The organism is Ewingella sp. S1.OA.A_B6, assembly GCF_049889095.1.
GTDB lineage: Bacteria > Pseudomonadota > Gammaproteobacteria > Enterobacterales > Enterobacteriaceae > Ewingella.
Genome location: NZ_JBLJFK010000002.1, coordinates 33,403 through 56,863, shown reverse-complemented (window position 1 = coordinate 56,863; position 23,461 = coordinate 33,403). Strand labels below are relative to the sequence as shown.

The 23,461-nt window shown below is 49.9% G+C and carries 18 protein-coding genes and 1 pseudogene; 7 read left to right on the top strand and 12 right to left on the bottom strand.

Translation table 11 applies throughout. The features are described 5' to 3' along the window. Position 1 precedes the first annotated feature (1 nt). The 5 genes and pseudogenes from ACMV8I_RS08530 to ACMV8I_RS08510 form a co-directional block, all read right to left on the bottom strand. Positions 2-1,093, bottom strand: coding sequence for a cysteine protease StiP family protein (locus tag ACMV8I_RS08530; RefSeq protein WP_498865020.1), 1,092 nt, complete (start codon positions 1,091-1,093; stop codon positions 2-4). A 33-nt stretch (positions 1,094-1,126) separates the two neighbouring features. Beyond that, positions 1,127-1,915, bottom strand: a pseudogene (locus ACMV8I_RS08525) (HAD family hydrolase); the annotation flags it as partial. Continuing rightward, the gene (locus ACMV8I_RS08520; protein WP_498864806.1) at positions 1,905-3,077 is read right to left on the bottom strand and encodes a phosphoribosyltransferase domain-containing protein; all 1,173 of its coding nucleotides are present in this window, start codon (positions 3,075-3,077) and stop codon (positions 1,905-1,907) included. The pseudogene ACMV8I_RS08525 and the gene ACMV8I_RS08520, both read right to left, overlap by 11 nt. Continuing rightward, positions 3,067-4,116 carry an ATP-grasp domain-containing protein gene (locus ACMV8I_RS08515; protein ID WP_498864805.1) on the bottom strand — a complete coding sequence of 350 codons (1,050 nt, stop codon included), beginning with the start codon at positions 4,114-4,116 and terminating at the stop codon, positions 3,067-3,069. Before ACMV8I_RS08515 ends, ACMV8I_RS08520 begins: the two co-directional genes overlap by 11 nt. A 4-nt stretch (positions 4,117-4,120) precedes the next feature. Continuing rightward, entirely contained in the window at positions 4,121-4,522 is a 402-nt protein-coding gene (locus ACMV8I_RS08510; protein WP_498864804.1) for a transposase, read from the bottom strand. Positions 4,523-5,244: 722 nt separating this feature from the next. On the opposite strand from ACMV8I_RS08510, the gene ACMV8I_RS08505 reads away from it, so the two are divergent. The 6 genes from ACMV8I_RS08505 to alkA all read left to right on the top strand — a co-directional run bounded on the left by ACMV8I_RS08505 (position 5,245) and on the right by alkA (position 10,241). Beyond that, complete coding sequence (locus ACMV8I_RS08505; RefSeq protein WP_498864803.1) at positions 5,245-5,832, top strand: TerD family protein; 588 nt, start codon at positions 5,245-5,247, stop codon at positions 5,830-5,832. Between the two features lie 2 nt (positions 5,833-5,834). Beyond that, positions 5,835-7,007, top strand: coding sequence for a TerD family protein (locus tag ACMV8I_RS08500; RefSeq protein WP_498864802.1), 1,173 nt, complete (start codon positions 5,835-5,837; stop codon positions 7,005-7,007). A 20-nt stretch (positions 7,008-7,027) separates the two neighbouring features. Then, entirely contained in the window at positions 7,028-7,474 is a 447-nt protein-coding gene (locus ACMV8I_RS08495) for a tellurite resistance TerB family protein (protein WP_498864801.1), read from the top strand. A gap of 25 nt (positions 7,475-7,499) precedes the next feature. After that, positions 7,500-8,531: a TerC/Alx family metal homeostasis membrane protein gene (locus ACMV8I_RS08490; protein WP_498865019.1), complete on the top strand. Its 1,032-nt coding sequence runs from the start codon at positions 7,500-7,502 to the stop codon at positions 8,529-8,531. Positions 8,532-8,632: 101 nt separating this feature from the next. Next, entirely contained in the window at positions 8,633-9,208 is a 576-nt protein-coding gene (locus ACMV8I_RS08485; RefSeq protein ID WP_498864800.1) for a TerD family protein, read from the top strand. A 163-nt stretch (positions 9,209-9,371) separates the two neighbouring features. Further along, complete coding sequence (gene alkA, locus ACMV8I_RS08480) at positions 9,372-10,241, top strand: DNA-3-methyladenine glycosylase 2 (protein WP_498864799.1); 870 nt, start codon at positions 9,372-9,374, stop codon at positions 10,239-10,241. A gap of 22 nt (positions 10,242-10,263) precedes the next feature. Here the strand turns inward: alkA and ACMV8I_RS08475 are convergent, their stop codons facing one another. From ACMV8I_RS08475 to ACMV8I_RS08465, 3 genes are all read right to left on the bottom strand, one after another. Further along, complete coding sequence (locus ACMV8I_RS08475) at positions 10,264-13,257, bottom strand: diguanylate cyclase domain-containing protein (RefSeq protein WP_498864798.1); 2,994 nt, start codon at positions 13,255-13,257, stop codon at positions 10,264-10,266. A 226-nt stretch (positions 13,258-13,483) separates the two neighbouring features. Then, positions 13,484-14,923 carry a magnesium transporter gene (gene mgtE, locus ACMV8I_RS08470; protein WP_498864797.1) on the bottom strand — a complete coding sequence of 480 codons (1,440 nt, stop codon included), beginning with the start codon at positions 14,921-14,923 and terminating at the stop codon, positions 13,484-13,486. 36 nt (positions 14,924-14,959) lie between these two features. After that, positions 14,960-15,118: a YfgG family protein gene (locus ACMV8I_RS08465; RefSeq protein WP_498864796.1), complete on the bottom strand. Its 159-nt coding sequence runs from the start codon at positions 15,116-15,118 to the stop codon at positions 14,960-14,962. Between the two features lie 547 nt (positions 15,119-15,665). Between ACMV8I_RS08465 and ACMV8I_RS08460 the strand changes: the two genes are divergently transcribed. Then, a complete protein-coding gene (locus tag ACMV8I_RS08460; protein ID WP_498864795.1) occupies positions 15,666-17,903 on the top strand; it encodes an EAL domain-containing protein in 2,238 nt (745 codons plus the stop codon). A gap of 85 nt (positions 17,904-17,988) precedes the next feature. Here the strand turns inward: ACMV8I_RS08460 and ppx are convergent, their stop codons facing one another. From ppx to purN, 4 genes are all read right to left on the bottom strand, one after another. Then, positions 17,989-19,542: an exopolyphosphatase gene (gene ppx / locus ACMV8I_RS08455; RefSeq protein ID WP_498864794.1), complete on the bottom strand. Its 1,554-nt coding sequence runs from the start codon at positions 19,540-19,542 to the stop codon at positions 17,989-17,991. 21 nt (positions 19,543-19,563) lie between these two features. Beyond that, entirely contained in the window at positions 19,564-21,648 is a 2,085-nt protein-coding gene (gene ppk1, locus ACMV8I_RS08450) for a polyphosphate kinase 1 (protein WP_498864793.1), read from the bottom strand. A 358-nt stretch (positions 21,649-22,006) separates the two neighbouring features. Beyond that, on the bottom strand, positions 22,007-22,582 hold the full coding sequence (gene speG / locus ACMV8I_RS08445) for a spermidine N1-acetyltransferase (protein ID WP_498864792.1): 576 nt from the start codon (positions 22,580-22,582) through the stop codon (positions 22,007-22,009). A 219-nt stretch (positions 22,583-22,801) separates the two neighbouring features. Further along, positions 22,802-23,440, bottom strand: a complete 639-nt coding sequence (gene purN, locus ACMV8I_RS08440) for a phosphoribosylglycinamide formyltransferase (protein ID WP_498864791.1) — start codon at positions 23,438-23,440, stop codon at positions 22,802-22,804. Positions 23,441-23,461 lie beyond the last annotated feature (21 nt).

The window sequence follows — 23,461 nt, the reverse complement described above, 5'->3', positions numbered from 1 at the left end:
CTCATGGAATAGGCTTAATCAGGGTGACGGCGCGGTATACCCCGATGTCAGATCCGACTTCTTCTACCTGAATCCCCAAACTTTCTGCCAGATGGACCAGCAGTGCGACGTCGGCATCTTGCTTGCTGGCGACCAGAACGTGATCTGGTACGCGGCGCATCACGGCGCGGGTCGCTTCGGCAATACCGGGTTTAATGTGGTTTATCGAGCCAACCTTAAAGCGTTCGGCAAGCCGGTTTATCACCTGCTCACTCAACCGTTGCAGACGTTTTTTTTCTTCTTTACGCGGATGGGCCGCGGGAATATTCCCGGTTTGCTGATGACGCAGGGCGTCGACCGCTGCGACAAAACCTGCACTGAGATCGAAAGGTTGCAGATGTTGGCAGAACATCGAGGCATGAAACCCGTTTTCGCGCCAAAGCGAGCGGCTGACCAGCCCGGAAATCGGTGCGCCGAGAATGCCGAAAGGCATCAACCAGTCTTCCCCGCTAGCCGACAACCACGCACATCCTCCGGGATCAGCCAGCACGGCCAGCCTGGGCGGTGAGCCGAATTCAGGCCGGTTGGCCAGTGACGTGGTGAGCTGGCGTGAAATAGCGCCTTTTCCCGTCCAGCCATCGATGAACACGACGCCTGCGCTGCCGTGCTGCCGGATAATGTGCGCCAACGCAGCCTCGTCCAGCCCGCGGTCGCGGATAATACTGATGCCGTAATGCACGGTGTCTATCTGCATATCGCGCAGGGCGTGCAGCAGGCAAACGCCCAGCGGTACACCGGCACGAACCAGCGAGGTCAACACAATCGGTCTGGCGGTCACCTGTGCCGCCAGGCCTTTCGCCAGCGCCGTGACCTCTTGGGCCAGGCGTGCGCCAAAATCGGTCATGGCATGCTGGTAGAGCGACAAATGTTTGTCAGAGGGGGATGGCTCTTGCGACAGCATTTCCGAATAGTGCTTTTCACCGCTCTGAATCAGCCGCTCTTTCTCCGCCACGGAGGTGAACGCAATCTGCGCCGGGGCGAGCAAAAAGTGGATATCGCCGGGCGGATAGGAGCCAGAAAGCAATGTCTGTGGCGCTATTTCAGGTGACAGCATGTTGCTCTCCTCTGATGGGGCGGCGGGCTGCGCACTTTCCAGTGCATCCAGCAGTTGGCTGCGCTGTGGTATCGCCAGAAAGTCGCACTGCTGCATAAAACTAAAATCTGAAAGGCTATCGCCAAAACCCAATGCCGGGCGATCGGGGTTCTCTGCACGCAGCCTTGCCAGCAGGAATTTCACCGCATGTACTTTCTCAATGCACTTCGGCAGCCAGGCGACATTATTGCCATTACGGTGCACATAAAAACCGTCGAGATCGAAGGTCTGCTCCACCCAGTTGGCATAGTGATTCAGCGCGATAAGGTGCTGACTATCGTTAACCTTCATTACCAGATAGACCGGCATACCGTACTCTTCGTTCATCCGGCACCATCCTGCTTCAACAGGCAAGTGTGGCGAGACGGCCTGCGGATCCGAGAGCATTTGGCTAAGGTGCTGCTCCAGCGCAAGCAGCCTTGGCCGAAAACTGCGCATTTGTTCCGTAATCAACTGTTGCCACTGCGGGTCCGCTTGACCTTCAGGTGTGAGGATCACTGCGCCGTGAGTCGTTATTGCCCATGAATCAAAGGGAATGCAAACACGCGCAATTTCCTCAGTGCCCCGTGCTGTCACCGGAATGGTTTCCGCACAGGTCAATAGCCACTGGACTAAATTATGCTGACGCGGCGTCATGAAACTGCGGGGCGTCAGGCTTCTGTCGAGCGCGCCCGGCAGGCTTAGCTGGCGCTCACGGGAATCGGTGATTTTTCGTCCTGTCTGAAACAAGGTGTCATCAAGGTCGGTGAAGATCAGCGGCCGCGCGGCGATGTTAGCAGTCATGGCTAGCCTCGTTGATTTCCAGATTTTTAAATTGCGCCAGAAAAGTCGGATCCCACGCAGCGGCCGGCGTCTCTGAACATAGAATCACCCGATCCCACTGTGCAGGATCGACGTTATAGACATACATCGGTACACCCAGGCCGTAGTTATCGGTAAAGCTCATGGCACAGCGAATGGCGTTGCCGATGGCGACCGGTGAGCGAGTGGTCGAACTGAAACAGACCTCCGCTCCCTGGTCCTCCAGCCATTGGGCCAATAAATAGGGCTGCCAGACATATTCGCCGGAGCCCAGCACCAGAATGCGCTGGCCTTTCTGCGGGGCCGTGGCGGTGAGTAGCCGGGTATGGAATTCGACACCGGTTCGCCCCCACAGATGCGCAATGGCATTCAGCGGTTGTGATCCACGGGCCGTGACGTTAACTTCCGGTGCGTTAATTGGCGGCGGATGCGCTGCCGGCTCCCACTGCCAGCGGCCACTGGCCAGCGATACGGCGGTGACTGGCAGGTCGATTTGCCTTGCCAGTGCGTTTTCCGACCAATCGGTGAGCGTCGCGGTGACGATGTGTTCCAACTTGCACATTCCGGCCTCTTTCAACGCGTTGAATAAGTTGAGAAAGGTTTTCCCGGTCGTCGCTTCATCATCCACCATGACCAGCGTGCGGGCCTGTAACAGCTTTTCCTGTAGTGCAGGGTCTGTTGGTAGATGAACTAAATGCGCGGTGGCATGACTGTGTTCCTCCTCGAAACGACAGAGCAAATCACTTCCGAGTGGGTGGCGGGTGGTAGTCAGCAGAATACAATCGGTATAGCGCTGCGAGAGAGCTGAGTGCACGCCAGCCGCCAGCCCGACTGCGGTTTCTGCCATGCCGGTAACCAGCGTCGGACCGGGCAGCCCGTCTGGAATATTGTCTGCAAGGTCGGTAAATGCCTGGCGGATGATCCCCGGGGAGCATGGAATATGACGGCCTAAAATTTTACTGACGAATAAGAACGCGCGGCGCGGATTGCGGCGCTGGGCCATATCGAACAAAGTATTTGCGCTCCAGCCCGACTGGCTGCGAAGCTGTAATGACATTACACCTGCGCTCAGCGACGCCTGGTAGTGTTCATCTCTCAGTTTTTTATCCAGACAGGCGTCGTCAACGACGGATTTATTTTTCATGACTTAACTCGCGGGCAGGAATGTGGACGGCATGGTCGAGAATGCGCACGTTACAGCGCTGGAGTTTCTGCTCGGACAGCGGTAAATCCATACGCGAAGCCACCATGATGGCAGGTAAGTTAATGCCACTTTCAAGACCATAAGGCACACCGCCGCTCGGACGCAGATTACATTCCAGCACCAGCGGCTTTCCCTGATTATCAGCCCGGGTTTGAACGTTAATGAGACCGTCAGCATGCAAAAGTGTGGCTACCCGACGGGCCAGTTCTATCTCTTCACCTTCGGTAAAAAACTGCTGTAATGCATCGTTTTTACGTCTGCCGAGCACAGCCAGCGTACGTCCCTGTTCGGTTACTATATCGATACTGCATTCCGGGCCCGGCAGGTAAGGCATCACTAACATGGGTTGCGACAGATCGCCGCTTTTCTCTACCATATCCAGATAAGTTTGTGTATTTATCCGCCGGCTTTCTGGTTTTCGCAGCACCAAATCTGCTGAAGCATGATCATCAAGACGCCAGTAACCGCAGCCATAAATGCCCTGATTAGGTTTTATACACAGCTCGCTGAAATCAGATTTAATGCTTTTTAGTGCCGCTTTCAGCGCGGAAAGAGAATCCACCAGACAGGCTGGAGTGTGAGCGATACCGTTTTGCGCCAGTTGCAGGCTAAAACGGTATTTGTCATCGGCGAGTTGCAGGCTTTCAACGCTCAGCGTACCGGTAATAAGCACCACGCCTTTGGCTTCTATTTGCGGGCGATGCTCTTCAAACCAGGTGTCCGCGCGACCGGTATGAATCAACGTGACCGAATAGCGCGCAATAGTGTCGAAAATAAACGCCAGCTTCTGGGTTTTATCCACCGGTTCGCTTAGCGCAACGTCGGCCATGCCGGTAATTTCCGGCCGAAAATTTCGGTGTGATGCCATCAGTTGCAGAGGCGTTCCCTCACGGTTACACCATTTTTCTGTGGTAATGGCGCAGCGTAAAGCCTGGAGAATGCCGCGTTGTGATGAAAGACCTTCCATAAGCCAGATCATTGGATTATTTCTCCCGCCGGTTTTTAGCAATCAGCGCTGACAGATTGTGTTGAGCCTCTGGCAGATTTCCCAGGGAATGTGCTACATAGCCGCGTAACCACAGCCCATTCTTTTTCACCCCCGACAGTTCCCCGAGCTGTTTAGCGCTGTGGGTCTTCAGGGTATTGACCAGCATGGGAATTTCCATCTCCGGTGACATAGTTAGCTGAAGCTCTACGCCTTCGGAAAGCATGTTTATCTGCTCAATACTGAACGCCGAATTCTTGCCGCATCGCGGGATTATCTCGCTAAGTAATTGGCGATCTCTCGCATGTACACTAAGCGGAGAACTAAAGGCAAAAATAAGCTGTATGCGAATGTTAAACAGGTTGTATCTATTGGAGTTTATCAATACCAAAACCACCATAAATAACGTTAAAACTAAGCTGTCAGCCAGTTTAATTTATTGCGCCAGAATTCAATGAATGAAAAAAAATATTCAGGGAATGACGGGGGCAATATTTCTTATAAAATAACAGCGTATTTTTTCATGAATTTTTCATAGTTGGCAGGAAATAAAATGCTTTAAGCAATATTATTTACGTTTCTTTGCAATATGCCGTCCTGAATTAAATATTACGTCAGTACGACGCTGGAGGGGTATTTTTTCTGTACATTGGAATCCAGATCGACAAAAAAGAAAATGATCATGAAATGTCTATTGTTCAATTTAAAACATGAGCTTACGATTGATTTTTTTCACGCTTACTGATCGATAAAGTGAAAGTTCAAGCAAATATCATGTATTGCATAGCTTGAAAAATAATAAGCAGGATAATAGTTATGGTTATTGTCAATTTTTCTATCAAAGTGTGTTTCTGTGTAAAACAATAAACCTTTCCTAAACAAAGTGAATAAAATCGCGTAATACTGTCGCTCGTAACATCAGAGAATCTATCTCGTCATTGTGCGTATTTTGTGTGCATTCTTATTTATGTATCGATCGCCTTTATATTTTTCGGGAAATTTAAAAAATAACCCTAATTTTGTCATTATTTCTTTTGTGGTTATCAAATGGTGTCGAATATGACGCTGGTAATTATTTGAACTAATCGATTTCTAATACCATTTTTCCAAAAAGGAGCTTTTGTGGCTATTTCACTCAGTAAAAATCAATCGGTATCCCTGGCTAAAGAATCCGGCGCTAGCGTGACGGCTGTGCATATCGGTCTGGGATGGGATGCGGCGAAAAGCAAAGGGCTATTTGGTATGTTCGGTGGCGGCGGGGGTGAGGTTGATCTGGATGCCTCCTGCGTGATGCTCGACAGCGACGGCGAAGCGGTCGACACCATCTGGTTTCGCAAGTTGCAATCCAGCTGTGGTTCAGTCAAACACAGTGGCGATAACCGTACTGGTGCCGGAGATGGCGACGATGAAGTGATCCTCATCGATTTGAGCCGCGTACCTTCCGACGTCGAACATCTGGCTTTCACAGTGAACAGTTTTACCGGTCAGAATTTCACCAAAGTTGAGAATGCCAGCGTGCGTATTCTTGACCAGCGCAGCAAAGAGTTGGCGAATTTCAATCTGTCGGAGAAGGGGGCGCACTCGGCGTTGTTTATCGCATCACTGTCCCGTAAGGGCAATGACTGGACCTTCAAGGCTCACGGCCAGACTTCCAGCGGACGAACGGTGGAAAGCATGTTGCCGCTGGTTATTCGTGAGCTGGTGGGGTAAGCATGGCGACTCAACTTATTGCTGGTGGCAACGGGTCTGTCCCTGAAGCTACGCTGATCATTCGGGTTAAAAGTGCCATTGCGGGTGATGTGTCAGCCTTTCGGTTAGATGCCAACGGTAAAACTCAATCTGATGACGATTTTATTTTCTACGGCCAGAAGCAGAGCAACGACCGCTCCGTCCTGTTACTGACGGAAGGGGATAACAGTTCATTTTCAGTCAATCTCAGCGCGCTGCCTGCCAGTGTACAACGCGTCGCTTTTACCATTACGCCTGAGGCAGGGCATACCATTCAGACGTTGCGTACTTTAGGTATCAGCGTGGAAGTGAATGGCAAGCCTCATCTGGCCTGCCCGGTAGATTTAGCCGGTCGCAATGAGGCTGCATTGATCCTCGGTGAACTCTATCGGCGTAACAGTGAGTGGAAATTCCGCTTTGTCGCCCAGGGGTTCAACGGAGGGTTACAGCCGCTGGCCGAGCACTTTGGTGTGATCATCGATACACCCGTTGAAGAGGTGCCAAAACCTGTGTCGGTTCCATCTCCTGCAGCGGCGGTGAAACCGATCAATCTTAGCAAAGTCACGCTTACTAAAGAGCAGCCGAGCGTTAATTTAACCAAGCCGGTTAATCTCAGCAAAAGCCAGGGCTTTGGGCGTATTCGGGTCAATCTGAACTGGAATCGGGCGTCCGGCGGCGGGTTTTTCAGCAAGCTTAATGCCATCGATCTGGATTTGGGAGCCTACGTGCGCTTCAAGGACGGCCATCAGGATTTAGTGCAAGCGTTGGGAAATCGTTTTGGCGATTACCAGAATGTACCTTATGTGCATCTTGAAGCAGACGACCGCACGGGCTCAGCCTCGGAAGGCGAGTGGCTCAATATTAACGGTGCAAAGTGGGACGATATCGCAGAAGTCGTGATCTTCGCCTTCATTTATAAAGGTGTTCCGAACTGGGCGAAAACCGACGGTGTAGTGACGCTGCAATTACCGGAGCAGCCACCGATTGAAACCCGCCTGAATGCGGACGGCGGCAGCCAGTCAATGTGCGCCATTGCCCGTCTTGAGAACATCAATAACACCTTAAAAGTCGAACGCCTGAATGTCTATTTTGGTGGCCACGAACCTATGGATAAAGCCTATGGTTGGGGTTTCAACTGGCGTGCAGGCAGCAAATAAATTTCACAGAGGAAAACAACATGTTGGATTGGGCTAAAAACAAATTTAATCAGGGGCGTGAAACGCTGTTGTCTGAAGTCAGCCGTTATAAAGGTAAAGACTTCATGCAGGGATGTGTGGCTGTGGGCACCTACATTGCCTTCGCCGATGGCGTGGTCAGCGCGCAGGAAAAACAAAAGCTGATTAAATATTTTGAAATCAGCGACACCCTGAAAGTGTTCAGTACCGAAGAGGTGATAAGTGAGTTCCAGAAGCTCTCTGCCAAGTTCGATTTCGATCTGGATATTGGGCGCTCTGAGTGCCTGAAGACCGTCGGTAAATTACGTAAAAAACCCGAAGAAGCACGCGCTGCCGTTCGGCTAGGTGTGATGATTGCCAAGAGTGACGCTAATTTCGATGAAGATGAAAAGCGGGCGCTGCTGGAAGTGTGTAATGAGTTGGGCCTGAAGCCTGAAGAATTTTTCTGATTGTTCGTTTTGATTGAGAGTAATGATGGAATCTACCCTGATTGGTTTTCCGCCGGTAACTGTCGCCGTATTTGTGGTACTGGCTATCGCTGCCTTGTTGATCGACTTATTAGCGCACCGTGGTGATAAAGCCATTGGGTTAAAGAGTGCGGTGCTGTGGTCGTTGTTCTGGATTGTTACCGCGTTAGCTTTTGCCGCGTTCCTGTACGTCAGTCACGGCGCTGAAGTTGCCAGTCTGTTTGTTACCGGTTATGCGCTGGAGAAAGTACTCTCGGTCGATAATTTGTTCGTGATGATGGCTATTTTTGCCTGGTTCAAAGTGCCGGATGGCTACCGTCACCGTGTGCTGTACTGGGGAATTATCGGCGCCATTGTGTTCCGCGCCATTTTTGTTGCCATCGGGTCCGGTTTATTGATGCTCGGCCCGTGGGTAGAAATGTTGTTCGCCGTGCTAGTGGCTTTGACCGCTGTGATGATGCTGCGCTCCGGCGATGATGATGGCGAGACGGAAGACTATTCCGATCACTTTGCAAATCGTCTGGTACGGCGCTTCTATCCTGTTTGGCCAAAGCTGGCGGGTAACCGCTTTATGCTCAGTGCCAAAGAAGTCAGCGCTGAGATGGAAAAGCCTGAAAACAAAGGCTTCAGCTTTGATGTAAAGAAAGGCGCGAAATATGCCACACCGTTGCTGCTGTGCGTGGCCGTGGTTGAGCTTTCCGACATCATGTTTGCCTTCGACAGCGTACCCGCCGTCATTGCAGTCAGCCGCGAACCGCTGATCGTCTACTCCGCCATGATGTTTGCCATTCTTGGCCTGCGCACCATGTATTTCGTACTGGAAGCACTGCGCAAGTATCTGGTGCATCTGGAGAAGGCTGTTATCGCACTGCTGTTCTTCATTGCCTTCAAGCTGGGCTTAAATGCCAGTGACCATCTGTGGGGGCATGGCTTTGGTATCAGTGCAACTGCCAGCCTGTATGTGGTGCTGGTGGTACTGGCCATTGGTATTGTTGCCAGCGTGATATTCCCGGCTAAAGACCAACCGGCTCAATCGTAATGTTGAGCCGTTGACAGCCCGGAGAGGCGTTTAATTTTCGCTTAACGGTACTGCTAAGTAAGGCAGTGCCTTTCAACAAAATGTAATTAAGGAGTTGAATTATGGCTGTATCTTTGAAAAAAGGTGGCAACGTGTCCCTGACTAAAGAAGCACCGTCGATGAAATCGGTGATGTTTGGTTTAGGCTGGGATTCCCGTAAAACGGATGGCGCGGCTTTTGACCTCGATGCCTCGGCATTTATTGTCGGCGAAGATGACAAAGTTCTGTCTGACAGCAGCTTCATCTTCTTCAACAACATTACCAGTACCTGTGGTGGCGTTATACATCAGGGTGACAACCGTACCGGTGAGGGTGACGGCGATGACGAACAGCTGCTGATCCATCTCGATAAAGTCGATGCGAAGGCCAAGAAAATAGTTTTTGCCGTGACCATTTATGAAGCGGAAGAGCGCAAACAAAACTTCGGCATGGTCACTAACGGCTTCATTCGTGCGGTGAACAACGATGACCAGGTTGAGCTGACCCGTTATGATCTTTCTGAAGATGCCGCAACTGAAACAGCGATGATCTTCGGCGAGCTTTACCGCCACAACGGCGAGTGGAAATTCAAAGCCGTAGGACAAGGTTATGAAGGCGGGCTCTCCGCACTCGCGAAGAATTTTGGTGTGAGTATCTGAGTGTGGGTTAACGTCACGCCCTGAACCGGTGATTCAATCCGGTACCGCAAGACCTAAAACCGACGGAAATTCCGTCGGTTTTTTTATCTTTTTATCTCACCTGTTACACTGCTGATGGGGTTGTACTCTCATTTTTATTCTGTACTTGATTCTGGGAACTATCGTGTCTGCAAAAACATATCTCAGTTACGCACCACCCTATGACTGGCAGTGGATGATGGCATTTCTTGGCGCACGCACGTTGGCCGGTATTGAGCAGAAAGAGGGTGAGTTTTATCAACGTACGCTGGTGGTTGTGTCCGGCGATGAAACCTTCTCCGGTTGGCTAAGGCTGCGGCCAATAGCGGAGAGAAACTGTGTTGAACTGCAGCTATCACCGTCATTGCAGACGGTGACGTCGCAGGTCGAGCAGCAAGTTCGACGGTTGCTGGATTTGGACGCTGATCCTCTGCTTATCGCAGCCGGACTGGGAAAGCTGGCAGAAAATGCTGTCGGACTGCGCCTGCCGGGCTGCATTAACCGTTTTGAACTGATTGTCCGTGCGATTCTCGGGCAGTTGGTGAGCGTGAAAATGGCCGCCACGTTAGCGACACGACTGACCCAAAAATGGGGACAACCCATTACCACACCCTTCGACGGCCTAACGCATTTATTCCCTACTGCGGCGTGCATTGCTGAGCTTTGTGTGGATGATCTCCGCGGGATAGGCATCCAGGCGAAACGCGCAGCCTGCCTGATTGGCGTGGCGCAAGCCGTTGAACAGGCAACGCTGCCGTTAGATGCGATAACTGATCTGCAACAGGGCGTAAAAACATTGCTGGCGATGCCCGGTATTGGTAACTGGACAGCCAGTTACGTCGCCATGCGGGCGTGGTCAGCGCCGGATGTTTTCCTCAGCGGTGATTATTTGATTAAACAACGTTTTCCGGGAATGACGCAGGCGAATATTGCTCGTTACGCCGAAGTCTGGCAACCGTGGCGCACTTACGCCACGCTGCACTTGTGGTTTAACGACAGCTTCCAACCAGAGTGAGGGTAACAAGCCTCCGCTACGATCAGTGGATGCCGAAATAGCCGGTGTTGAGCAGGCTGTCCAGGGAGGTCATCGGTGCGATGGTATCGCCTTCCACCAGATCTATACCAATGCTGGTGAGCTTATCCAGCGTTTGGTTGAGATCGGCAGGCCCAGCCAGGGTCTGCGCGGTTATGCGGTGTATATTGCCATGCAAAATAGTCACCAGCACCTCGTCCATCTGGTTGTAATGGATCTGTTTCATGAAGTCAGGGTCTATTTGCACATAGTCCACTGAGCCTGTTGCCAATCTATTAAACTCATTGAGATTTTTCCCGACATTTTGCAGCACAATTTTACAGCCGCGTTGTTTCAGCCCGGCAATGAAGGTGCTCAAGTGGTCGTATTTGAGCAGGACGTCATCGTTAATCATCAGATTGACCGAGGAGAGAGGCATTACGGTGTTGTCGAGCAAACTGATCAGCTCCTCGCGCAGCGAATCCTGTAACAACCCTTCAGTAGAGAGTGGAATGGCGACGCAAATGCCTTTATTGCTGATCCCTTGGGCGTACTCTTTTAGTATTTTTCGCAGCATCCAGCGGTCAATATCCGGCATCATATCGTAAAAACGCGCCGCTTCGAGCATGATATCGGCCCGTTTAATGCCATTGAGCGGTTCAACAAACTGTATGGAAAGCTGATAGAAACAGACCGACAGCGGTGTTCTGGGTGGCGAAGCTGCGCGACAATTCAACGACAATTTATCCTCATTGATGATCTGGCGGATATCTGCGGGGCGAAATATTTCGGTATGTGGAGAGAGCAGGCGTTTTTGCCGTGCTTCATAGTTAAATACCTGGCCACGCCCGCGATTCTTGGCGGTGTAACAGGCGATATCGGCCTGGGCCATGTATTCGCTGCCGTTCACCGAGGCGTCGACGATACGGGTGATCCCGGCGCTGGCACCGATGCGGTAAATCTGGTTGTTCCACATAAATTGGAACTCGTTGATTTTACGAACTAGTTTATGGATAACCTGCAGTCCCTGCTCCTGCGGACAGTTGAAGAGAACCAGTGCGAATTCATCTCCGCCCAGCCGTGCCAGCTTGTCGCTGTCACGGATTTGCTCTTGCATCAGATGGCTTATCTGGCGTAATAACTCGTCGCCTGCTGCGTGGCCTGCGGTATCATTGACCGCTTTAAAGTGGTCAAGATCGATAAAGGCTAAAGTGTGATGCTGATGTTCGTCAGCGGTGAGTTGCAGCGCGTCTTTTAAGCTCACTTCGAAACTGCCGCGGTTGGATAAGCTGGTGAGCAGGTCATGAGAAGCGGTGTAACTGAGCTGGCGCATCAGTTCGCGGGATTTACTGACATCTTGTAGCACCAGCACGATGCCTATTGGCTCATCCTTTAGGGTACGCAGCGGCGATACCGCCAGTTGTACGTCAAACTGACCGCTGGGATAACCATGCAAGGTAAGTGATTGATCGATAGAAGAGTGCAGGTTTTTATTGATATCAAACTGCATCAGATTATCGATCAATGGGCCATCGGCGCCGACGCTGATATGCACAATGCTGCTTACGGGGTTGCCCTGGGCATGTTGTTGCGTCCAGCCGGTCATTTTCTCTGCCACCGGATTCATGAAAGTCACGTCCATATTGCGATCAGTGGAGATCACCGCTTCTTTGATGGCACTCAGCGTGATATGCAGTAACTCTTTCTCTTCGTGTAATGCTTCAGACAGGCGCTTATTGGTAATTTCTGTCTTTTTCAGATCGCTGATATCTTCGATTTGCGAGATGAAATAGAGCGGATTTTGATTGTCATCTCTTACCAGAGACACCGCCAGCAGAGCCCAGACCATCTCTCCGCTGCGGCACAGATACCGCTTCTCTATCTGATAGCTCTGAATATCGCCATCCAATAGTTTCTGTAACATGGCCAGGTCTATGCTCAGATCTTCCGGGTGGGTGATCTCCTGAAAGGTCAGTGTCTTGAGATAACTTGCCTCATACCCCAGTAAGTTACACAGCGATTTATTCACCTGCAGCCATTTCCCCTGAGGAGATACCAGCGCCATGCCGATGGCCGAATACTCCATCGCATTGCGAAAACGGCTTTCACTTTGGGTAATGTTGGACTTCTCCACCCGCAGGGCGTGCATCGCCATCGCCATGGCATTGGCGGGCAGCAGGATCAGAATAAGAGGAGTAAACAATAAACTCTCAGGAAGGGGAGTGAAATGCAGTATCACTGATATAACGCCAGTGGTTTGCAATAGCGTAATCATCAGCGTCATGCAAAGAAATATGAAAAAAGCTTCAACACGAGGCAGGCGGATCGCGGTCCATAGCAGTGGAATAGTAATAAAAGCAAAGGGATAAGGCAACCATTTCAGTGCGAGGAAACCGGCCAGCAGGGTTAACGTCAGCGTCAGCAGCATTTCATACAGGCGTCGTGAATGGGTTAACTGCTGCCAATAACCGCGCTGGTAGATTAGGCCAAGCGGCGTTAGCGATAAGATTCCCACGGCTTCTGAGATATACCAAGTGGCGAAACTATGTTGCAGTTCCTGCGCAGAGTGCGAATGCAAAATAAACAGCGTAGAAAACACAGAGCTAAGCAGCGGTGAGAATACGACAGCAACCGCCAGGAATTTTATCCAGTTTGTCAGCCCGGACAGCGGGTCCTGAGCAGGCAGCAGTTTGCGGAGCAACAATGCGCAAAGCCCTGCCTCAATGAGGTTGTTGAGAACATAGGGCCAATAGTGCGCAAAGGGTGTGCCTACTGCAGTATGAACCGCGGCAAGCCCCAGCGCTGCGGCAAAAAGCAACGGGATCCAGTCGCGGTAGCAATAATGGAAAAGCACCGGTATTAGCAAAGCGGTGGGCAACCAGATGGCGGCCAGACTTGAAGTTTGCTGGATGACCTTCAGAGAGACGAGAGCCAGTAAGCCAATACTGAGGCCCAATGCCAGCAATACCTTCCAGGTAACCTGTGAAGCCGAGAACAGACCAAGCATGTTTTTTTCCATGGTGAAAACCTTTCTCAGACTCGTCCCGAAACAGATTGATAATGAAATGAATTCTACATTAGTAATTAATTGATAACGAATGATGATGATTACGCTGCATTGATGGCCCCGATTACCTGAACTGCGTTATAGAAAAAGGTTTTCTCCGTTGATGGGCGGGGAATGGCATGACGTCAAAAAAGGTAATGTAGAAAGTGGCTAATCAAAGATTAGCCTAATAAATGACTTACAGCAGGAAGATGGTGGCCAGTCCGAGGAAAATGAAAAAACCACCGGTGTCGGTAATGGCGGTGATCATAACGCTGGCGCCGATCGCAGGATCACGCCCCATACGCACCATGGTTAAAGGTATGATGACGCCCATCATCGCGGCGACCAGCAGATTAAGAACCATTGCCAGTGTCATTACTGCACCCATTTCCCAGTCACCATAAAGTAGCCAGGTAACCACACCCATCAGTCCGCCCCATACCAGGCCGTTGATCATTGCGACTCCTAACTCCCTGAATATCAAGAATTTTAGGTTACCGACTTGCAACTGATGCAATGCCAGTGCGCGAACAATCATGGTGATAGTTTGATTGCCCGTATTCCCCCCAATACCCGCCACAATGGGCATCAGTGCGGCAAGCGCGACCAGTTGCGAGATTGTGTGCTCAAACAGACCAATAACCCTTGAGGCAACAAAGGCAGTACAAAGATTAATGGCCAACCAGGCCCAACGATTGCGAACCGCTTTCCCTACCGGAGAAAAAACATCTTCTTCCGGGCTGAGACCGCCCATGCGACGCAGATTGCTATCGGTATCGCTGTTCACGAAGTCGACAATTTCCTCGACCGTCAGACGGCCCATCAGCTTGCCTTTTTTATCGATAACGGGTGCGGTGATAAGGTCATAACGTTCGAAAGCGCTGGCCGCATCTTCAGCCTTATCATCGGCCTCAAAATAGGTTTGGTCTTCATTCATGACTTCTGACACCAAGCGATGTGGCGGATTGAGCAAAATCGTGGTCAGCGGCAGTTCGCCAAGCAGGGTATTTTTACGATCGGTGATGAAAAGTTTGTCACTGGCTTCTGGAATGTCTTTGCGGTAGCGCAAGTACCGTTGAACCGTGCCTAAAGTGACATCCGGACGTACGGTCAGCAGTTTGAAATCCATAATCCGACCGACGGTATCCTTGCCAAATTTGATGACTTCGCGCACTTTTTCCCGCTGGCGTGGGTCAAGTGACGTGAGAACGCGACCCATAAGATCGCGAGGCAAGTATTCGGCCAGGTAAAGCTGATCATCAACATCAAGCAGTGACATGGTTTTCAGCAGATCTTTGTCACTCATTTCCTCAATTAGGCTGTCCCATACCGTTTCTGAGACTTCTACCAGCGCTTTACCCCGATCGGCAGGGTCAACCAGCCGCCATAAGGCCAGACGTTCATGGTTCGGTAGAGCCTCCAGGATATCTGCCAGGTCGGCGGCGTGCAGGCCGGAAATCAGCTGACTAAGTTCTGCCGTCTGATCCATCAATAGCGCATGGGTTGCAACGTCTATCTCTTTGGATTCGCCAAGAATACTGTCGGCAAGCTGATCACTGTCCAACAGTAGGCTGAGGATACGGCTACGTGTTTTCGCCAGTTTTTTTATAGGGTATCGATGTTGAGTGGCAGACATGCTGAGTCGTTATCCTTTGAATTTTTAAGAAATCTTTCAGTGAGCAGGCGGTGTGGATTGCTCAACCTGAGTCTGTTTCAGATTTTGGTGGTGGGACCAGGCGCCGAGCGCTGAGTAAACCAGACGTCCGAACAGAATAATAAAACTGATCGTCAGCACGATTTTTGTCATCTTGATTTTAGTTTTTCTCGACATAATGATTTCAGCTTATTAAGTCTGCTCTCCTGATATTAAAAAATAATGAATTAAAACAAACCTATGAACCATGACAATATATTACATCAACTTTATCAGCTAGAAAAAGTCTGATTTAGCGGGAAAAATCTTATGTTTGTATAAGAAACTACTGTTTTTTAGTGCTGTTTATGTCCGCACATAGTACGAAGATCTGGTGAATGATAACCCTTTGAAATTAAAAAATAAGGCTATTAACCTACAGAGTAATTGACTTGGAATGTTTTTGTGAAAATTAGCCAATGCGCAGTTTATTGACTAGCATCAAATAGTTTAATATAGACCAAACTAGAATTTGGTATTAATTACTCTGAAATGTAAAAACATTTTTTATCGCATTTGAGCCAAGTCCTGCGACATTTACCGAAACAAATTGTTTATTGGGCATGTCTGTTAGTCGGTGGGAATCTATGCTGGCGGGCTGTTTTTCTCGATGTTCGCTCGACCTCTCGTCAACTCAATCTGTCAGGTATTGCGTGAACTTCATCCGGGAAACATGATCGACTTTATGAATAAATTTTTTTCATGGCGTGAGTTTAGCCGTCAATTTTGGGGCCTGCCCGTGCTTAGTGCGTTGGTATTGATTAACGCCGCCTCCTACTTATCACCGGTTATTTCGCTGCCGCAAGGTCGCACTTATTTGATGTACATGCCGATAGCCGCATGTGTGGCACTGCTCATGGTCTTTGACTGGCGTGCCATGCCGGGTATCGCTTTGACATTACTCATCCGTTACTACCTGCGTATTGACTCCGTGATGACGATAATAATGACGCTGATTTGGCTATTTTCGCTCACCGTTGCCTGGGCGGGTTATCGATGGCATGCGGGTAGGCGTTGGTCAGCGGGCTTCGGTTTACTTCGGATGCCGGGGCCGTACGTGCTGTGGCTGGTGTTAATATTGTCTGTGTTATTTGAATCACTATTGCAGATCGTGGCGGATATGGGCTTGTTGCCTAATTACATCGGCCTGGTCACTCGTGACTTTATGAACCTGCGTACGTTGATCAACTTCCAGGCTACGATGTTAGGCATTTTGCTCAGCAGCCACGTGTGGTACCTGCTACTGCGTATTATCCGTAAGCCGCGTTATCTGCGGGTGATTCTGGCTAACATACGCAATGAACGAACTGCAGGACTGAAAGCAGCAGAAGTTATTCTGTGGCTTATGTTGTTGGCCTCGATGGTTTTCCTGCTCTGTATGAAAGGTATTACTGGCCCGGTCGCGAAGATTATACTCAGTGATTACACTTTGGCGCTAATGTTGCCGGTGATGCTGTTTGGCGCGATGCGCTACGGTTATCACACTGTCGTTATAGTATGGACGGTAGTGATCACTGTGTTGTTTACCCATCGCAGTGGCTTTATCAGTGAAAAAGGGTTTATCCACAATTTACTCTTTGTTTCTACGCTCATGCTGGTATTTACGCTGAGCTTGCTGCTGATGTCGGCTATCTCCTCCCGCCAGCGTCGGTTGATGCAGAAAACCCGTTCCGCGTCTCTGCTGGACCCTATCTTTGGCTTGCCTAACCTGCGGGCATTCTCCCGTGATCTCTCTCTATATCCGCGCTCTTTACTCTGTTTCGTCCGTGTTTCGGAGATGGATGTGCTCAGCCGTAACTACGGTATGCAATTACGCATCCAATTTAAGCAACAGTTGGCCATGGGTTTGAAGCTTTTGATGCTGCCTGGCGAAAGGGTTTACCATCTTCCCGGCTATGATTTGGCATTGCGCTTGAATTGTGATGATAGCGAACAAAAACTAGAGCGGATTCAGCATTATGTCGATAATTTTCGCTTGATTTGGAATGACTTACCGCTGCGCCCAAATATCGGTTTAGCTTACTGTACCGTCTTCTCTCCGGTTGAACATCTACATATGTTGCTGGGTGAGCTGAGTGGTATTGCTGAAATATCGTTGACTACCGGTAAACCGGAGTCAAATAAAAGCGATCATCGCCAGGTTCAGAACGAGATCAAAAGCAAAGTTGAGATGCTGCATAAAGTTCAGCGTGCGTTAGATGAAGATCTGTTCATTCTTATGGCTCAGCCCATTGCGGGGATTCGGGGAGATAGCTATCACGAAGTGTTGATCCGTATGTTGGACGAAAGTGGTGAGCTGATGTCACCTGATAAATTCCTGCCTGTTGTCCATGAATTCGGTCTGGCCTATCTGCTGGATATGTGGGTGCTTAAGCACACGCTGATGTTTATTCATGAGCATCGCGAGAAAATGCCGAGCGTGCGCTTTGCGGTAAACTTCTCACCTTCAACCTTGTGCCGTCCAGCATTCAGCTCGGAGTTTAAAGCACTGATGGCTGAATATGAGGTAGAACCGTATCAGATTGTATTGGAGGTCACGGAGTCACACTTACTGCATAATATAAAATATGCCGATTATTCGATGCGTGACTTGCGTAATTACGGTTGCCGTATTGCTATAGATGATTTTGGCACCGGCTACGCCAGCTATGACCGCCTTAAGCTGATTCAGGCCGATATTCTGAAAATTGATGGCAGCTTTGTGCGCAATATGTTGACCGATCCTTTGGATGCTTACATTGTGCAGTCAATCTGTCAGGTTGCCCGAATGAGACATTTGTCAATCGTGGCTGAATATGTTGAAACCGAAGAGCAGCGCGTGGCACTTCGTGCTCTGGGTGTTGATTACATGCAAGGGTATTTGATTGGTAAACCTGAACGGCTGACCACGCTGATTTCTCATCCCGTCAGCCCTGCAAGATGATGATTTTTCATCGTTTCTGGATGGAGAAAACGATGCCAATTAAAAAACCCCTTAGGAAGAGGGTTTTTTAATTGCAATGCCTGATTTATGCTTTCACAGCATCATCCTGATTAGGATCTTCTTCTTCAATCATCAGTTTCCAGCCAGTGACGTCATCCCAATAACTCTGTTCACGTTCAAAATCTAATTGAACCAGGTTGTTTTGTGCCATGTATCCTGCCGGGAAGCACAGCGTCCAGTGGCTGTCATCAGTATTCAGGCGCAGAGTTTCCGGCTTAGTGGTTGACTGGCGCTGATTGTTTAATAAGGCTCCCAAACGCAACAGTTGGATCAGCGGCAGGTAATATTTTTTCTTGAACAAGTTCAGGCGCGGTAACTCTTCCAGTTTCACGGCTTTGCGATGGAACCGTACCAGCGTCGCCAACAGCGTTTGTTGCTCCTGATTGAATCCTGGAAGGTTAGTGTTTTGCAGAATATAGGCCGAATGACGATGCATGCCGGTATGGTTAATGCTCAGGCCGACTTCATGGAGCATCGCGCCAAACTTCAGCAGAGACTCAAGTTGAGGCTGAACCAGTTTGCTGTTTTGCGCCAGCCATTGAGCGTACAGCAGCTCCGTGGTTTCCAGCACGCGGCGGGCCTGTTCGCGGTCAATATTGTAGTGCTCAGCCAGGCTTTTCGCCGTGCGGGTGCGGATATCCTGATGACGGAACCGGCCTTCCATTTCATACAGCACACCCTCGCGCAGTGCGCCGTCTGAAAGGCGCAACTCTTTGATGGCCAGTGCGTCAAAAACTCCGCATAGAATAGCCAGTCCCGGCACAAATACAGACTGCCGGTCTTCAGACAAGCCAGGTAAACTCAGAGAGGAGAAGCTTTTAAAATTCAGCACCTCTTCGGTGAGCATTTTCAGCCGCTCAGGGGTGATGAGACCATCTTTTTCACCCATTTCCACCAGTACTTCATAGGTAGCTTTGATGGTTCCTGAGGCGCCGAGCGCATACTGCCAGCCCTGCAGGCGATACTGCCAGGCCAGGGTCTCAAGCTTTTGCGCCGCGGCCAGCTGTGCACGCTTAAAATTGGCGCGGCTGATTTCACCTTCATGGAAGAATTGCTGTGCGAAGCTGACGCAACCCATGCGGCGGCTTTCTGCAAGCAGAGGTTCGAAATCTTCGCCAATCACCAGCTCGGTTGAGCCGCCACCGATGTCGATCACCAGCTTACGGCCTTTTTCCGGCTGGGTGTGTTCAACGCCCATGAAAATCAGGCGTGCTTCTTCCTGTCCGGAGATGATCTCAATTGGGTAGGGGATAACGGCGGCGGCGCGTTTTAAAAACTCTTCTGTATTCACGGCCTGTCGCAGAGTATGGGTGCCGACGATGGTGACGTTCTCAGCGGCGAAGCCCTGCAAACGCTCTGCAAACAGTGCCAGACAATCTAGCCCTCGCTTAATTGCCTCTTCGCTGAGAACACTATTGCTGTCGAGGCCGTCGGCCAGATGGACACGTTGTTTCAGGCGGCCTAACACCTGCAGCGCGCCATTGACGACGCGGGCGATCACCATATGGAAACTGTTCGACCCAAGGTCGATAGCAGCAATTTCCTGTGGTTTGGCATTCATGGTGTTTTTCAGGGGCATAATATGTGGTGCTCCAAAGTGTCAGGCCTGATCTTTTTGTTGTTTGTTGTTTCCGTGCTCAAACGCTTTCAGATACTCGTAGATGGCCGATTGCGCGCGCACCTTACGACGATTTCCGCGTGGAACATAACGATTACTGAGATCTTTATCAATATGTCTGGCTTTAACCGTGTCGCTGAACAGCAGCTCGAGGATATCCAGCACGCGTTGTTTGATTTTCGGATCCAGCAGCGCTACCGCCACTTCAATACGATAATCAATGTTACGGGTCATCCAGTCAGCCGAGGAGAGGAATACCTTCTTATCACCATTGTTTTCAAACACATATACCCGATCGTGTTCTAAATAACGGTCAACAATACTGGTCACCTGAATATTTTCGCTAACGCCTGGCAACTCGGGTACCAGAGAGCACATACCGCGGATAAGCAGGCGGATTTTTACCCCAACATTCGAGGCGGCGTAAAGCCGGTCAATCAGGCCTTTATCTACCAGATTATTGATTTTTAGAGTAATAGCTCCTTTCTTACCTGCCTGCGCGTTGGCAATCTCCTGATCGATCAATGCATACAACATGCTTCTGGAGTTTTGCGGCGATACCATCAGATGCTCGAAGGTAACCGGACGGTAAGGGTTTTCGATAAAGTTAAATACCCGGCGAACTTCATTGGTGATACGACTGTCTGCGGTCAGCAAAGAATAGTCAGTATAAAGCCGCGCGGTTTTTTCGTTGAAATTGCCGGTCCCTATATGAGCATAGCGGACAATTTCATCGCCTTCGCGGCGTGAGATAAGAAACAGCTTGGCGTGGATCTTCAGACCCGGCGCAGAGAAGATAACGTGAACACCGGCTTCGGTCAGACGCTTGGCCCAGTGAATATTGGCCTCTTCATCGAAACGCGCTTGCAGTTCGACCACCACCGTGACTTTTTTACCGTTGTGCGCGGCATGTATCATCGATTCAATAATGCGTGAGTCTTTTGCTACGCGGTAAATATTGATCTTAATCGACAGTACGTTCGGGTCAAACGATGCCTGGCGCAGCAGTTCGAGCACGTGCTCAAAGGTATAATACGGGTAGTAAAGAAGCACATCCTGCTCGCGGATCGCAGCAAACCCGTTGCGGAATTTATCGAACCACAGATGACGCAGGCGTGGTAGCGGGCGGTTGACCAGATTGGCTTTTCCCACATTTGGGAAGCCGATGAAGTCTTTAAAGTTATGGTAACGGCCGCCGGGGATCACGGAGTCGTAGTTGGAAATACCGAGTTTTTCGCGCAGCAGTTCCACCATGTCATCCGGCATATCGCGCTGATAAACAAACCGCACAGGTTCTGCGGTCAGACGCTGTTTAAGACTGGATGACATCAGTTCCAGCAGACTGGATTCCATCTCAGTGACCAGATCGTATTCGGCATCACGGGTCATTTTCATCGAATAGGCGTTGAGTGCATCGTAATCGAAGAAGCCTTTGAAAATATCATCCAGACAGTAGCGCAGGATGTTATCAAGCAAGATCATCGGTTTACGGCGGCGTGGGGCTTCCGGTGGCAAATTAACGAAACGTGGCACTTTGTCTGAAGGAATTTCCAGTAGCGCGTAATGCACCTCTTCACCACGAAGGATCTCGACGGCCAGATAGGTGTAGTCGTCTTTGAGGAACTGCACCAGGTTGGTGTCGCGGTTAATCAAAATGGGTGTGATGAATTGGCGTAAATGGTGCTTGAAGTACTGCCGAAGCCAGTTTTGTTGGTTTTCAGAAACCTGACGCTCATTGATCAGGAAAATCTGGTTGCGGGCCATCTCCAGCAGCAGGTCGTTATAGAGACCGTCAAATTCCTGGTCAATGCTCAGCACTTTGGCCTGGATCTTTTTCAGCAGATGACGCGATGCGCCAATGAAACCTTGCTCCTCGCTGATCAATATCCGGCGCTTGAGGTCAGCAAAACGGACTTTGTAAAATTCATCCAGATTGTTGGAATAGATGCCCAAAAATCGCATGCGCTCAATCAGTGGATTGCTTTTATCTGCCGCTTCCTGCAAAACGCGTTCATTAAAGGACAACCAGCTCAGCTCTTTTTCTATGTAAAGTTTTTCCTGACCCATTTAAACCCCATTCAGTAAACTTGAAACCTGGCCCAACATTCAGCGTTATCGCTACAACTGCAGGGAAAACTCTCGTCATTTCCAGCTCACACCCGAAGGTGCTCGACATATCTCTGATGAAAATCCGAAGAGAGAGGGGCCTAGTGTCTATGAACAATATTGCGAAAGATTGACAGGAATGTCCAACATAAAGCAGAGGTTTAACCTGATAGGTCGATAAGGGCTCAAAAAGGGAGAAAGAAAAGGAAGAAAAGTCTTACCGGTGAACAAGATATCCCTTGTTACCTGGAATAAAAAAAGGTTCGCCGGTACTGTTGGTTATAGGGTTAACTCCCTGAAATTAAATGAGTCACTGAAACTAAACCACGCCAGCGCCAATGGGATCAACGCGTTTGGCTTCTGAATGTTTCGTTTTGTACATGGCCAAAAATTGTGGCTGGAAAATACACATACGGATAGCGTTACGATACTCCCCGTTAACGAAAAATTCCTGCTTCAGTTCACCTTCGAGTTCAAACCCTAATTTGCTGTAAATATGAATCGCCTTTTTATTTTCTTTATCGACGATTAAATACAGCTTGTAGAGATTGAGGACCGAGAAGGCATAATCCATCGCCAGACGCACCGCGTCACCAGCAAATCCTTTGCCCTGATGTTGTGGGTCAATGATGATTTGGAATTCCGCACGTCGGTGAATATGGTTAATTTCCACCAGTTCGACTAAGCCGACTGGCCCGCCCTGGAATTCAATGATAAAGCGGCGTTCGCTTTGGTCATGGATATGCTTGTGATAAAGATCGGTCAGTTCGACAAATGCCTCATAAGGCTCTTCAAACCAATAACGCATGACACTGGCGTTATTATCAAGACGATGAACAAACGACAGGTCGTCCTTTTCCAGTGGACGTAATCTGACGCTGTTATTGCTAAGCATGGGGTGTTCCTCAAAGAATATAGCCGTTTTACCTGAGGTAACCTTCGTGAAAATGAAATCTAAAACAGCCGTGTTTTAGGTGAAGGTCGGCACACAAACGACGTTTAAACGTGCGCCGAAAAGCAATTATATCGGCTGAACTGTAAACAAGTGCCAAATAAGATAAAATAAAAAACCGGCACGTGGCCGGTTTATAGAGAAATAATCGATTTCAATAGTTTAATCTGCTGCGTAACCCTGTTCTGGCAAAAGGTTACCGTCGAGAAAGGCCTGGCCCTGCTTGAGCTGTAACCGGCCATCAACAAACCAGCTGATCACCAGCGGATAGATGCTATGTTCCTGCGTTTGCACGCGTTCTATCAGGTCCTGCTCGGTGTCATCGCTAAATACCGGCACTCGGGCCTGCAAAATAACCGGTCCGCCATCCAGCTGTTCAGTGACAAAGTGAACTGAGGTGCCATGCGCTTCATCCTGGTTCTCAATCGCCTGACGGTGAGTGTGTAAGCCGGGATATTTTGGCAGCAGGGAAGGGTGGATATTTAGCATCCGGCCAGCGAAGCGCTGGACAAAGTTGGCATCCAGAACCCGCATGTAACCGGCAAGAACCACCAGATCGGGGTTGTAAGCATCGATGGCGTCGGCCAATGCGGCGTCAAACGCCGCACGGTCAGCATAAGATTTCACGTCCAGCGCATGAGCAGGAATGCCAGCAGACTGTGCCCGTTCCAGCCCGAACGCGGACGCTTTATTACTGAAGACGGCGCTGAGTTTCGCGTAGACTCGTCCCTGTTGGCAGGCATCAATCAGCGCCTGGAGATTACTCCCTTCGCCGGACACCAAAACCACAATCCTTTTCATCTCAACACCCATCTTTAGCCA

Bases quoted from the DNA above. Each gene is read 5' to 3' on its own strand.
- ACMV8I_RS08530 (WP_498865020.1), bottom strand. From the start codon at position 1,093: ATGCTGTCACCTGAAATAGCGCCACAGACATTGCTTTCTGGCTCCTAT.
- ACMV8I_RS08515 (WP_498864805.1), bottom strand. From the start codon at position 4,116: ATGATCTGGCTTATGGAAGGTCTTTCATCACAACGCGGCATTCTCCAG.
- ACMV8I_RS08520 (WP_498864806.1), bottom strand. From the start codon at position 3,077: ATGAAAAATAAATCCGTCGTTGACGACGCCTGTCTGGATAAAAAACTG.
- speG (WP_498864792.1), bottom strand. From the start codon at position 22,582: ATGCTTAGCAATAACAGCGTCAGATTACGTCCACTGGAAAAGGACGAC.
- purN (WP_498864791.1), bottom strand. From the start codon at position 23,440: ATGAAAAGGATTGTGGTTTTGGTGTCCGGCGAAGGGAGTAATCTCCAG.
- ACMV8I_RS08485 (WP_498864800.1), top strand. From the start codon at position 8,633: ATGGCTGTATCTTTGAAAAAAGGTGGCAACGTGTCCCTGACTAAAGAA.
- ACMV8I_RS08475 (WP_498864798.1), bottom strand. From the start codon at position 13,257: ATGGAAAAAAACATGCTTGGTCTGTTCTCGGCTTCACAGGTTACCTGG.
- ppk1 (WP_498864793.1), bottom strand. From the start codon at position 21,648: ATGGGTCAGGAAAAACTTTACATAGAAAAAGAGCTGAGCTGGTTGTCC.
- ACMV8I_RS08460 (WP_498864795.1), top strand. From the start codon at position 15,666: ATGAATAAATTTTTTTCATGGCGTGAGTTTAGCCGTCAATTTTGGGGC.
- mgtE (WP_498864797.1), bottom strand. From the start codon at position 14,923: ATGTCTGCCACTCAACATCGATACCCTATAAAAAAACTGGCGAAAACA.
- ppx (WP_498864794.1), bottom strand. From the start codon at position 19,542: ATGCCCCTGAAAAACACCATGAATGCCAAACCACAGGAAATTGCTGCT.
- ACMV8I_RS08465 (WP_498864796.1), bottom strand. From the start codon at position 15,118: ATGTCGAGAAAAACTAAAATCAAGATGACAAAAATCGTGCTGACGATC.
- ACMV8I_RS08500 (WP_498864802.1), top strand. From the start codon at position 5,835: ATGGCGACTCAACTTATTGCTGGTGGCAACGGGTCTGTCCCTGAAGCT.
- ACMV8I_RS08510 (WP_498864804.1), bottom strand. From the start codon at position 4,522: ATGGTGGTTTTGGTATTGATAAACTCCAATAGATACAACCTGTTTAAC.
- ACMV8I_RS08490 (WP_498865019.1), top strand. From the start codon at position 7,500: ATGGAATCTACCCTGATTGGTTTTCCGCCGGTAACTGTCGCCGTATTT.
- ACMV8I_RS08495 (WP_498864801.1), top strand. From the start codon at position 7,028: ATGTTGGATTGGGCTAAAAACAAATTTAATCAGGGGCGTGAAACGCTG.